The following is an 11,769-nucleotide window of genomic DNA, read 5'->3' as shown; positions in this document are numbered from 1 at the left end:
GACTCATGAGGAGGAGACAAATTGATCATAGCGATCATAATACTATTTTTCACTTCCTTCTTCTTTTCAGGAAGTGAAACGGCCCTGACGGCCGTCAATACGATGAAACTCCGCACAAAAGCGGAAAATGGAGATACCGGGGCGCAAAAACTGCTTGCCCTTACTTCAAAACCGAGTGAATTCATAACGACAATACTGATCGGAAATAATATAGCGAACATACTGCTTCCGACTCTCGTGACTGCAATGGCAATTGATTACGGTATCAGTGTTGCGGTCGCTTCGGCCTCTCTGACGATTTCCATCATTGTTCTGGCGGAAGTGATACCGAAATCGGTGGCGGCAACATTCCCAGAGCGGGTAGCCCTCACGGTGCGTCCGGTAATTTCATTTTTCGTTGTCATCTTCAAACCGATTACAATCGTGTTGAATTGGCTGACGGATACGATTACCAGGGTACTCTCAAAAGGGGAGATGGAAAAATCATCGGTTTCAAAGGATGAACTCAGGACGATTGTGGACATTGCGGATTCCGAAGGTGTATTTGCGAAGCATGAATCATACAGGATACGCGGCGTGCTGGATTTTCGTGAATTGAATGTCAAAGATGTTCTGACGACTCCGAGAACAGAGATGGAAGCTCTTTCAAAGAATGCCGGATATGAGGAAGTCCGTGATTTTGTCATTGATCAGATGTATACCCGCTATCCGGTATACGATAAGGATATGGATGACATCATCGGCGTGTTCCATTCGAAGTATCTGCTCCAGTGGTCCACCGATCCAAAAAGGCCGCTGATGGAATACTGTGATGATGACCCGATCATCATCCACGAGTTCCAATCTGTGGAGTATGTCCTGAGGAAAATGACGAAAGAACGCCGTCATATGGCCATCGTCATAGATGAATTCGGCGGCACGGAAGGTATTCTGACCCATGAAGATATCATCGAGGCAATGCTCGGATTCGAGATAGAAGACGAAACGGATCTGAGGAATGATCCGCTGGTCGAGTCTATGACGGAAGTGGAGATCGTCTGCGATGGCAAGATTACACTGCATAGGCTGAATTCGATTTTCCGTACCGGTATTCCGGAGGAAGAGGACACACTGTCAGGCTACCTTTTCAAGGAATTCAACGATTTTCCTGAAGCAGGGGATACTCTGACAGAGGAGGGTCTTGTGTTCAAAGTGGTTGAAATGGAGGATCAGATGATCCGTAAAGTCCATATCACGAAGACAGACGAAGAAGAATAGTGTACAACAGAAAAGCACAGCGACAGCTTCCGTGAGGATGGCTGTTCCTGTGCTCTTTTATCGATCATTCTTTTACTCTGAGCAGTCTCATGCCGTTCAGGGCCACTATGAGTGTTGCTCCGATATCCGACAGTATCGCAATCCATAAAGTCAGCCAGCCCGGAATGACGAGCAGCAGCGCAATCAGCTTGATGACCAGTGAGAACGTAATGTTGGCTTTGATGATACGGAGCGTACGCCTGCTCAAGTCAACTGTGAACGGCAGCTGTCTTATATCATTCCCCATCAGTGCGGCATCAGCGGTTTCAAGGGCTGTATCCGTGCCTTTCCCCATGGCGATGCCCACGTCCGCCGTGGCCAGTGCGGGCGCGTCATTTATGCCGTCTCCGACCATGGCCACACTATCCTCCGCTTTCATTGTTTTGACTGCATCAAGTTTATCCTCGGGCATGAGTTCAGCGAACACTTCGTCAATGCCGATCGATTTTGCGATTGCATCCGCCGTCCTTTGATTGTCGCCTGTAAGCATTGCAGTTTTGACACCCATATCGTGCAGTTTTTCAACAGCTTCTCTGCTGGAATCCCTCGGCTGATCCATCACTGCAAACAGACAGGTTGTGCGGCCGTCTTTTTTCATTATCATGACGGTTTTGCCATCCGCCTGATAGCGTGCGGCATCTTCAAACTTTTCCGGTTTGCCTATCGTATATGTCCTGCCACCAATACGTCCGGTGATGCCTGTACCTGTCTCAGACATGAAATTATCAATGTGGAGCGTGGTATAATCAATGTTTTCTGATTCCGCATATTCCAATATAGAAGAGGCGAGAGGATGCCCGGACCTTGATTCCAGGGCGGCGGCGATGGCGAGGACGGTTTCTTTTTTTTCATTGTCATATATTACGACATCTGTGATATGCGGATGTCCTTCTGTCAGGGTGCCCGTCTTATCAAATGCGATTGCCCTGCTCTGGCCGATTTTTTCAAGGTAGACACCACCTTTGATGAGAACCCCTTTGTTCGCAGCATTTCCGATGGCCGATACAATGGCAATCGGGGTCGATATGACAAGGGCGCAGGGACAGCCGACGACCAGTACTGCAAGACCCTGGTAGATCCATACGGTCCACTGGGCACCGAAGAACAGCGGAGGTACGATTGCCACAAGCAGGGCTGCGGCCATGATGGCAGGAGTGTAATATTTTGCGAACTGATCAACGAAATGCTGAGCAGGTGCCCGTTTCCCCTGCGCTTCTTCGACAAGCCGGATGATTTTTGAGAGCGTGGTATCCTCATTGTTTTTTGTGACCTCGACTTCCAGGTAGCCGGAACCGTTCAGAGTGCCTGCAAAGACTTCATCCCCTGCGAGTTTCATAACAGGCAGTGACTCCCCTGTGATGGCCGCCTGGTTGATGTCGGTGGAACCGTATCTGATGATGCCGTCCATGGAAAGTTTGTCACCCGGTTTGATGACCACGATGTCTCCGATATCCACATCTTCTACAGAAACGGTCCTGGTTCCCGAAACTGTTTTGATGACTGCCGTGTCCGGCGCGAGGTTCATCAATGACTGGATGGATGCCCGTGCCTTTTCCATGGAATACCTTTCGAGTGATTCACTCACGGCAAATAAAACGACGACGACTGCAGCCTCCGGCCACTCCCCGATCAGTGCAGCGCCGATGACAGCAATGGTCATGAGTGTTTTCATATCAAAGCGCAGCTTTGCAAGATTGCCGATCCCCGTCAGGAACATGCGGTGTCCGCCGGTGAGGATCGACGCGAGGAAGAGCACTGATGTGGTCCATGTCTGTCCACCGCCTATGATGACCAGGGCGAAACCTGTCAGCATGAAGAGTGACGAAATCAATACCTCACGGTGTTTTTGAAGAAACGGTGTCCTTTTTGGTTCCGGTCGGTTTCTATCAACCACTTTGAGGCTTTCAAAAGCCCCTGCTTTTTCTATCTGCTGTACAGTGGCATCCCCGGTGATTGTTATCTGTGCAGCGCCGAAGTTGACCGCCGCATCTTTGACACTGCTGATGTCTTTCACATTCTTTTCGAATGTTTTGGCACAGTTGGCACAGGAGAAACCATCAATCCGGTATGTCTTCTGTTCATTCTGCATTCCCATTCAGCTCCTCCTGGTGTATGAAAGCCATATCCACAATCTGTCTGATGTGATTGTCATCCAGGGAATAGTAGACCATCTTGCCCATTTTTCTGGATTTTGTGACCCCCTGCCTGCTGAGGCTTCTGAGATGGTGGGATGCGGATGCGGTGCTCACTTCCATTATGTTGGCGAGATCGCAGACGCACAGCTCATCTTCTATACTCAAAGCCCGGACGATGCGTGCCCGATTGGTATCGCCGAGCGCCTTGAATATGGATGCAACATTGCGTACGGCATCTGAATCTATGAATTCTTTCGCATGATTGACTTTGTCTGTATCGACACTTTCCACTTCACACGTGTGTTTTGTCTCCGTCATAAAATGCACCTCATTCAAATATATGTTTGAATGTAATTATATAATAGATTGCCTGATCGAGCAAACTGACGCTTGAATGTATTTTATGATAGGATGGATTATGAAAATTCGCAGAAGAGGGGAATACGGAACATGAAAATAGCAACGATCGGTACCGGATTCATAGTCGAGCGCTTTCTGGATGCAGTGGGACAGGTGGAAGGTGTGGAATGCTACGGTGTTTATTCGAGAACTGGGGAAAAGGCCCGTCAGCTTGCTGATGAATTCGGGATAGGCATGACTTTTACGGATATGGACAGAATGATGGAGGACACTAACTACGATACGGTCTATGTGGCTTCGCCGAACAGTCTGCATTACGATTACGTGAAGCGGGCACTTGAGAACGGCAAGCATGTCATCTGCGAGAAGCCATTTACATCGACACTCAGGGAGCTGGAGGAACTGATTGCCCTGAGCAAAAAAAGGGGTCTTTTTCTGTTTGAGGCGATTACGACAATCCATCTTCCCCATTTTAAGGCCATAAGGGAGAACCTCGGGAAAATTGGTGAGCTCAAAGTTGTCCAGTCCAACTATTCACAATACTCCAGCCGCTATGACAAGCTGAAGGCGGGGGAGACACCGAACGTTTTCAACCTGGAATTTTCAGGCGGGTCACTTTCCGACATCAATATTTACAACATCCATTTCATGATCGGTCTGTTCGGCGGGCCGGAGGAAATCACCTATGTACCAAACAGGCATGCAAATGGTGTGGATACGTCGGGGGTCAGCGTGCTCGATTATGAGGGCTTTTTCGCCACATGCGTCGGTTCCAAGGACACTGCATCTGAAAACTTCGTGCTGCTTCAGGGCGATAAGGGGTATATCCGCGTCAGGGGGGCTGCCAATACGATAGACTATATAGAAATCCATGCCGGTGATGAAATAGAGACCATTGACCTCGGACAGAACACGAACAATATGGTTGCGGAGCTTGAAGCATTCGTGAAGATTTTTGAAACCGGGGACGGCAATGAGGCATTAAAGCTGCTTGACCATTCAGCGACAGTGATGAAATTTCTGGAAGCTGCCCGAAAGAGTGCAGGCATATTGTACCCTGCAGATGAAAAATGAGGAATTGACAACACCCCGGCTCGGTCTAGCCGGGGTGTTGCTTTACGGAATCACATGTCCCGCGGCTTTATAGATGCTGTACCATTCCTCTTTTGAAAGGGTTACATCGTCCGCTTTTGCAATTTCCGTAAGACGCTCGGTGTTTGTCGTACCGATGATGGTCTGCATGCCGGCCGGATGCCGCAATATCCAGGCCACCGCTGCCGCACTTTTAGAGACGCTGTGGGCTTCACCGATCATTTCGAGTTTTTCATTCAGGACCTTATACTTCGGGTCATCAGGAAAGATGCCGTCAAAATAGCCGTAATGGAACGGTGACCATGCCTGCAGGGTGACATCTTTGAGACGCACATAATCCAGGAGGCCGCCGTCCCGGTCCGCTGCTCCCGCGAATGGAGTGTTGGCCTGCAGTCCACTGTTGATGATTTTGGGCTCTGCCGGTCCGAACTGCATCTGGTTCGTAATCAGTTTCTGATCGGTGTATTGCTGTACATAGTCGAACTGGGGAGCATTGAAATTGCTCAGGCCGAAATGTCTCACTTTCCCTGACTGTTCCAGATGATCGAACGCTTCGGCAATCTCTCCGGGTTCCATCAGGGTGTCCGGTCTGTGGAGCATGAGCAGGTCGAGGTAATCGGTGCCGAGGCGCTGGAGGATACCGTCGACGGAATCGATGATAGATTCTTTGGACAGGTCATAGTATTCAATGTCCCCTCCCGCCGCATGTCCGTACCTTATGCCGCATTTGCTCTGAAGGATGATGTCCTCCCGCTGTAGCTCCCGCTTCAGGATTTTACCGAACTTCCTCTCGCATTCTCCTTTTCCGTAGATGTCTGCATGGTCGAAGTTGTTGATGCCGAGCTCCAAGGCTGTATGCAGATGCTTCGACAGCGACCGGTTGTCCATCTGGTTGATGCGCATGCATCCCAGGACAATCCGGGAGGCTGAAAGTTCCGAACCGCCTAAATTTATCTTTTCCATCTTATATCACCTCAAGTATGATGATACCATAGTGCACGGCAGCCGCAGTATCGAAAAATGAACGGGTGCGGGACGGCGAATGATAATTGTTTCAAGATGCGCTGCTTTGCATTATAATGAATATAAAAACCAGAGGTAGCAATATGAAATATTCACACATCATACTGGGGTTTCTCATCGCTTTGGCCCGCTTCCTGTATAAAGAGGACAAGGACATCGTCACGACACGCTACGTGCACAAGTCGGACAGGGTCCCCTATGCATTTGACGGCTACAGGATAATCCAGATTTCCGATTTCCATAACGCAAGGTTCGGCAGGCGTTCCAGAAATCTTCTCGAGAAAATAAAAGAAGCGGACGGTGACGTGATTTTCGTCACCGGTGATATCATCGACCGTCGCACGCCTTATCTGAAACGGTCACTCCGTTTCATCGACCAGCTGACTGAAATACTGCCGACATATTATGTGACGGGGAATCACGAAGCCCATTATAAACATTTTGAAACACTCGAACGTGCGATTGGACAGTCGGCCATGAAGAATATCAGCCGGACGAGTGACAGGCTGTATATCGGCAACGAGTACATCCATATTCTGGGTCTCGAGGATCTCTGGTTCTACGGTGATGAAGAGGACCCTATGATCATGGAGCGGTTTGAATTGTCACTCAGGGAGAGAATGCAGGATAAGGATGACCGGCTGACCCTGCTGATGTCCCACAGACCGGATCAGATCGATCTGTACAGCAGGTTTCCAATCGATCTTGTGTTCACCGGCCATGCACACGGCGGACAGATCAGACTGCCCTTTGTCAAAGGCCTCTACGCACCGCACCAGGGAATATTGCCAGAATATACTGAAGGGGTCCATACGAAAAATGATACGAGTGTCGTAATCAGCAGGGGGCTCGGAAACAGCAGATTCCCATTCAGGGTGTTCAACCACCCTGAGATCGTCATAGTGGATCTCGAGCGTGAAGTGAATTAATAGAAGAAAAACAGTACATCGGGCAGTTCACAGGGGCCCGATGTACTGTTTTTTTTAATCGTAGAAAATCATGTCAGGTGTGTCTTCTTTTGTGACTGTTTCAGTTTTCTTCAAGTATTGTCTCATCTTATCGAAGTCGACTTCCGCACCGATTCCCGGCTTATGGCTGACTTCGACGACACCGTTTTCTGCAGTCACTTCCGGTGTAATTATATCCTCGTGCCAGTATCTGCTGGATGATGCGGTATCCCCCGGCAATGTGAAGTTGCTCAGGGTAGTGATGGCGATGTTGTGAAGGCGTCCGACGCCTGCTTCCAGCATGCCGCCGCACCATAGAGGAATGTGGTGTTTCTGGGCGAGGTCATGGATCTTCTTCGACTGTGTGAGTCCGCCGACGCGCCCGACTTTGACGTTGATGATACGGCAGCTTCCGAGTTCTATGGCCCCAACAGCAGCTTCATAGGAATCGATGCTCTCATCCAGGCAGACAGGTGTTTTCAGCTGTTTCTGCAACTTTGCATGATCGATGAGGTCGCCTGCTGCCAGCGGCTGTTCAATCATCATGAGATTGAACTCATCCAGTGCTTTGAGTGTGTCGATATCATCAAGAGTATAGGCGGAATTCGCGTCCACCATCAGAGGTATATCCTTGAATTTCCCACGGATTGTGCGGATCATTTCAACATCGCGGCCGGGTTTGATCTTGACCTTGATGCGTTTGTAGCCTTCATCGACTTTTTCAGCAATTCTTTCAAGAAGCAGTTCATCGGTGTCTTCGATGCCGAGGGATACTCCGACATCAATGCTGTTCTTGGCACCACCAAGCAATTTTGACAGGGGCGTATCATGCTGTTTCGCATATAGATCCCATACCGCGCCTTCGATGCCGGCTTTTGCCATGTTGTTGCGTTTGAACGGTTCAAAAAGTTCCCACACATCATCCGGATGCTTTATTTCGTTCTGAAGCAGCAGCGGTGCGAAGTATTTTTTCATCGCAATGAGGGAGGCATCCATGAATTCCTCGGAATAGAGCGGATCTTCCCCGGAAACACATTCGCCGAATCCTGAAAGTCCATTCTCATCAACAGCCTCAATGATTGTGATGAAACGGTCCTGCTGAGTCCCGAAGCTTGTTGTGAACGGGTGCTTCAGGTCCATCATGAGCTGATGGAGTTTGATTTCCTTAATGTTCATAATTTATGTCCTCCTTATACTGGTCCCCAATTTATAGCTACAAGTATGATTATATAGATAATTCCAAGAATATACCATATTCCCACAAGCGGCAAGGCAAATTTGACCCATTTGGTGTAGGGGACTCCTGCAATAGCGAGGTTCGCCATCAGGACACCGGAGAGCGGCGTAATGATGTTGGTAAAGCCGTCACCCATCGTATAGGCCTGTACGGCAATCTGTCTCGGGAATCCCATGATATCCGCAAGTGGTGACATGATCGGCATGACGATGGCTGCCTGGCCGCTTCCTGATGTGACGATGAGGTTGAACAATCCGTTCCCGATGAACAGCATGATTGCACCCATGGTGCTGGTAAAGGGCTCGGTTAACACCGCCATGAAGTTGACCACCGTATCAAGGATCATGCCGTTTTCCAGTATGACCACTATGGAACGGGCCATGCCGATGATGAGTGCGCCATACAGGACGGAGTTTGCCCCCTGCATGAACGTCGTCACCATGTCGTTGACGTGGATCCTTCCGATAAGGGCTGTTGCCACCATGACCACAAGGAAGACAGCGGCCATTTCCTCAAGGTTCCATTCGGCGGTGAAGACCCCGGTAACATAGGCTCCGATGCCTAAAAGGAGTGCCAGCAGAACCAGTATATGTTTGGGTTTCATGTCCTGTCTGCCGAGTTCCGCACCGTCATTCGTATCCTTCGGGAACGGGTTGTCTTTCAGAATCCCGCGGGAAGGGTCTTTCTTGATGCGGTTTGCATACCATATGACATATGACATTGTTGCGATCATCGTGGTGATGTACATGACAACACGCACGCCTGCCCCTGAGAATAAAGGCACTTCCGCAATCTGCTGTGCAAAGCCGATGGTGAGCGGGTCGAGTATCGCCACAGCAAATCCCATGTAGGCACCCAGATATATTATGGATACACCGATGATGGCATCCATCTTCATCGATCTGGCCAGGATGATGCCGAGCGGGATGAATGCGATGACGGCATTGACGATGATGCCAAGTGTGCCGAAAATCGAGAAGATGATCATGACAAGCATGATGAGCATCCATTCCTTATTCCTGGTGATGCGTATGATCTTGGTCACGAGGGCATCGATGGTACCTGTCTTCTCGATAACAGCAAATACCCCTCCGATGATCAGCACCAGGAAAATCAGGTTGGAAGTGCTGATCAGGCCATCCACGATGGCGGAGAATACGTCAAGGAAACCGGCAGGGTTGGAATCAATGATGCTGTAAGTGTCGGGAACGATGACATCAATTCCCTCGGAGGACTCCTCGGTCTCGAATTCACCAGCCGGTATTATGTATGTGGCTACGGCCGCGAGTACGAGGAAGACAAACAGGATGATATAGGCATCGGGCAGGCGCGTCCTTTTTTTCCTCCTGTCGTCAATTCTTCCTTCTTGTCCATTCTTCTCTTCAGTCAATATGCATTCCTCCCTGTTTGAATTTTCATGTAATTAGTAATATATTATAGAGAAGAATGGATTGCTGTTCAATAAATTATATGAGAAGGAGCCCATTGAAATGATAGAAGAAAAAATGAAGCAGGTTTTTGAACATATGCATGCGAATCCGGAACTCAGCAATGAAGAGCACAGGACGACGGACTACATATATGACTTCCTGGAGAATGAAGGGTTCAAGCCTGTCAGATTCAAAAACATCACGGGTCTTTATTGCGATATGGGGAATTTTGATCCAGGTAATACTGTAATCGGAGTCCGGGCGGACATCGATGCGCTGTGGCAGGAAGTGGACGGTGTCCAGCAGGCGAATCACTCGTGCGGGCATGATGCGCACACTTCCATGGTGATCGGCACGATGCTCAAGTTGAAGGGGCATGAAAAACTGGAATCCACGGGCGTGCGCTTCATCTTCCAGCCGGCTGAGGAAGTGGGGAGCGGAGCACTGTCCGTTGTGGATGAAGGTGTGATCGAAAGGATGGATTACTTCATCGGCATACATCTGAGGCCTGAGGAGGAAGCCCTGAGCGGTGTGGCATCCCCCAGTATAGAGCATGGTGCGGCATCTTCCCTGGAGTTCAGGATCGTCGGGGATGATGCGCATGGCGCGCGCCCGCACCTGAACCATAACGCCATCGAAGTGGGAACGGATATCGTGGGCATGCTGTCCAAAATCCATATCAATCCGACAGTTCCTTCCTCTGTCAAGATGACGCGGTTCCTCTCAGGCGGGAAATCCCTGAATATAATCCCGGGGAGTGCCGAATGCGGCATAGATATGAGGGCACAGACGAACGAACAGATGGAGAAGCTGAAAGGCCGTGTAGACGATATCCTTGAAAACATAGAGAAGCTGTACGATGTCTCCATCGAGGACGTCGATTATTCGGGCATCGTGGCGAGTGAGAGCCATCAGGATGCCATAGACCTGCTCAGAAAATCGATTGTGGATGTACTCGGGGAGGAAAGGTGCATCGATCCGATCATTACGAGCGGCGGGGACGACTTCCATTTCTATACGGTGAAATATCCGGAATTGAAAGGGGCGATGCTCGGTCTCGGATGTGGATTGAAGCCGGGGTTGCACCACCCTTACATGACATTTGACCACGATGCGCTCAAGAGTGGCACAGAAATCCTGTACCAGGCAGTTTTGAACGTGGAATAAAGAACTTCAAAAAGGAGTGTGGTCAATGTATAAGTACTTCCTGGCAGTGTTCGTATCCTTCCTGCTGGCCGGCTGCGGTGGTGGAGATACCAAAGAGACAGGGGGGACAGACGGGGGAGGAGAATCTCAGCCTGAATCAGTGTCTGAAAACCTCTCAGCACCATGGATGATTGAAAAGCTTGGAGACCGTTTCTATATATCCGGCAGAAACGGGGAACTGATCCTTGTCACCGGACAAGGGAAAGAAGAGCAGACGGTGGATCTTTCGGAGCCGGTCGACGGAGAAAGTGAAGGCGGACAGCTCGGTTTCCTGCTACATCCTGAAGATCCGGACAAAGGATTCCTGTATTACAGCTATCAGGACGGCGGGGCAAAGAACCGGGTGGTGGAACTGACCAGGGACGGGGATACATGGAATGAATCAAACATCATTGTGGAGGACATACCCGGCGGACGTGTCCATAACGGCGGCAGGCTGGAAATCGGACCGGATGGATATCTGTATATCACGACCGGTGATGCCGGGGACGAAGAAACAAGCCAGGACACCGGGAGTCTGGCAGGAAAGATATTGCGGATGAACCTGGATGGTACTGTGCCCCGGGATAATCCGTTCGGCAATGAAGTGTACAGTTACGGCCACCGCAACCCTCAGGGGATCGCCTGGGACGGGGACGGCAATATGTACGCCGCGGAACATGGTGCAAGCGCCCATGATGAGATCAACAGGATAGAGGCGGGGAACAACTATGGCTGGCCGGAGATAGAGGGCGATGAAGAGGCAGATGGGATGGAAACGCCCCTCCATCATACCGGTGAGGAGACATGGGCACCTTCTGGAATCGCCTATCACGAAGGCCGCCTCTACATCGCCGCACTCAGGGGGGAGCGCATCATTTCCTTCGATCTGGAGTCGGGGGAGACGGAGACGTTTTACGACGAAGGGAGCCGTTTCCGTGATGTATATATAGAGGGAGATACGCTTTATGCCATTACGAACAATACCGATGGAAGGGGGCAGCCGGAAGGGGATGATGACCGCCTTCTGGAATTCAATCTGGAATAATGAAAACGGCGCCGTC

At 50.0% G+C, this 11,769-nt stretch carries 10 protein-coding genes; 5 read left to right on the top strand and 5 right to left on the bottom strand.

Translation table 11 applies throughout. The annotated features are described in order from the left end of the window. Positions 1-21 precede the first annotated feature (21 nt). On the top strand, positions 22-1,257 hold the full coding sequence (locus C792_RS0111935) for a hemolysin family protein (RefSeq protein ID WP_017549685.1): 1,236 nt from the start codon (positions 22-24) through the stop codon (positions 1,255-1,257). 64 nt (positions 1,258-1,321) lie between these two features. Here the strand turns inward: C792_RS0111935 and C792_RS0111930 are convergent, their stop codons facing one another. Together C792_RS0111930 and C792_RS0111925 are read right to left on the bottom strand one after the other, a co-directional pair. Further along, positions 1,322-3,391, bottom strand: a complete 2,070-nt coding sequence (locus C792_RS0111930; RefSeq protein ID WP_017549684.1) for a heavy metal translocating P-type ATPase — start codon at positions 3,389-3,391, stop codon at positions 1,322-1,324. Beyond that, positions 3,375-3,749 (bottom strand): ArsR/SmtB family transcription factor, encoded by a 375-nt coding sequence (locus C792_RS0111925; protein WP_017549683.1) that lies wholly within the window; start codon positions 3,747-3,749, stop codon positions 3,375-3,377. The genes C792_RS0111930 and C792_RS0111925 overlap by 17 nt, the downstream gene beginning before the upstream one ends. 132 nt (positions 3,750-3,881) lie before the next feature. On the opposite strand from C792_RS0111925, the gene C792_RS0111920 reads away from it, so the two are divergent. Next, a complete protein-coding gene (locus C792_RS0111920; protein ID WP_017549682.1) occupies positions 3,882-4,865 on the top strand; it encodes a Gfo/Idh/MocA family protein in 984 nt (327 codons plus the stop codon). Positions 4,866-4,907: 42 nt separating this feature from the next. On the opposite strand, the gene C792_RS0111915 is transcribed toward C792_RS0111920, so the two are convergent. After that, positions 4,908-5,846, bottom strand: a complete 939-nt coding sequence (locus C792_RS0111915; protein ID WP_017549681.1) for an aldo/keto reductase — start codon at positions 5,844-5,846, stop codon at positions 4,908-4,910. 143 nt (positions 5,847-5,989) lie between these two features. Here C792_RS0111915 and C792_RS0111910 point away from each other — a divergent pair, with 143 nt between their 5' ends. Continuing rightward, entirely contained in the window at positions 5,990-6,835 is an 846-nt protein-coding gene (locus C792_RS0111910; protein WP_017549680.1) for a metallophosphoesterase, read from the top strand. 54 nt (positions 6,836-6,889) lie between these two features. Here C792_RS0111910 and menC read toward each other — a convergent pair whose 3' ends face one another. Together menC and C792_RS0111900 are read right to left on the bottom strand one after the other, a co-directional pair. After that, positions 6,890-8,029 (bottom strand): o-succinylbenzoate synthase, encoded by a 1,140-nt coding sequence (gene menC / locus C792_RS14500; protein WP_017549679.1) that lies wholly within the window; start codon positions 8,027-8,029, stop codon positions 6,890-6,892. A 14-nt stretch (positions 8,030-8,043) separates the two neighbouring features. Beyond that, positions 8,044-9,480, bottom strand: coding sequence for a YfcC family protein (locus C792_RS0111900; RefSeq protein WP_017549678.1), 1,437 nt, complete (start codon positions 9,478-9,480; stop codon positions 8,044-8,046). A gap of 100 nt (positions 9,481-9,580) precedes the next feature. Here C792_RS0111900 and C792_RS0111895 point away from each other — a divergent pair, with 100 nt between their 5' ends. Together C792_RS0111895 and C792_RS0111890 are read left to right on the top strand one after the other, a co-directional pair. Then, the gene (locus C792_RS0111895) at positions 9,581-10,687 is read left to right on the top strand and encodes an amidohydrolase (protein ID WP_017549677.1); all 1,107 of its coding nucleotides are present in this window, start codon (positions 9,581-9,583) and stop codon (positions 10,685-10,687) included. Positions 10,688-10,712: 25 nt separating this feature from the next. Then, positions 10,713-11,753 carry a PQQ-dependent sugar dehydrogenase gene (locus C792_RS0111890; protein ID WP_017549676.1) on the top strand — a complete coding sequence of 347 codons (1,041 nt, stop codon included), beginning with the start codon at positions 10,713-10,715 and terminating at the stop codon, positions 11,751-11,753. The last annotated feature ends 16 nt before the right edge of the window (positions 11,754-11,769 follow it).

The organism is Salinicoccus carnicancri Crm, assembly GCF_000330705.1.
In the GTDB taxonomy this organism is placed as follows: Bacteria; Bacillota; Bacilli; order Staphylococcales; family Salinicoccaceae; genus Salinicoccus; species Salinicoccus carnicancri.
Note: the sequence above shows the minus strand (reverse complement) of the source record. Positions and strands in the feature narration are given on the sequence as shown.

Bases quoted from the DNA above. Each gene is read 5' to 3' on its own strand.
- C792_RS0111930 (WP_017549684.1), bottom strand. From the start codon at position 3,391: ATGGGAATGCAGAATGAACAGAAGACATACCGGATTGATGGTTTCTCC.
- C792_RS0111925 (WP_017549683.1), bottom strand. From the start codon at position 3,749: ATGACGGAGACAAAACACACGTGTGAAGTGGAAAGTGTCGATACAGAC.
- C792_RS0111920 (WP_017549682.1), top strand. From the start codon at position 3,882: ATGAAAATAGCAACGATCGGTACCGGATTCATAGTCGAGCGCTTTCTG.
- C792_RS0111915 (WP_017549681.1), bottom strand. From the start codon at position 5,846: ATGGAAAAGATAAATTTAGGCGGTTCGGAACTTTCAGCCTCCCGGATT.
- C792_RS0111910 (WP_017549680.1), top strand. From the start codon at position 5,990: ATGAAATATTCACACATCATACTGGGGTTTCTCATCGCTTTGGCCCGC.
- menC (WP_017549679.1), bottom strand. From the start codon at position 8,029: ATGAACATTAAGGAAATCAAACTCCATCAGCTCATGATGGACCTGAAG.
- C792_RS0111895 (WP_017549677.1), top strand. From the start codon at position 9,581: ATGATAGAAGAAAAAATGAAGCAGGTTTTTGAACATATGCATGCGAAT.
- C792_RS0111890 (WP_017549676.1), top strand. From the start codon at position 10,713: ATGTATAAGTACTTCCTGGCAGTGTTCGTATCCTTCCTGCTGGCCGGC.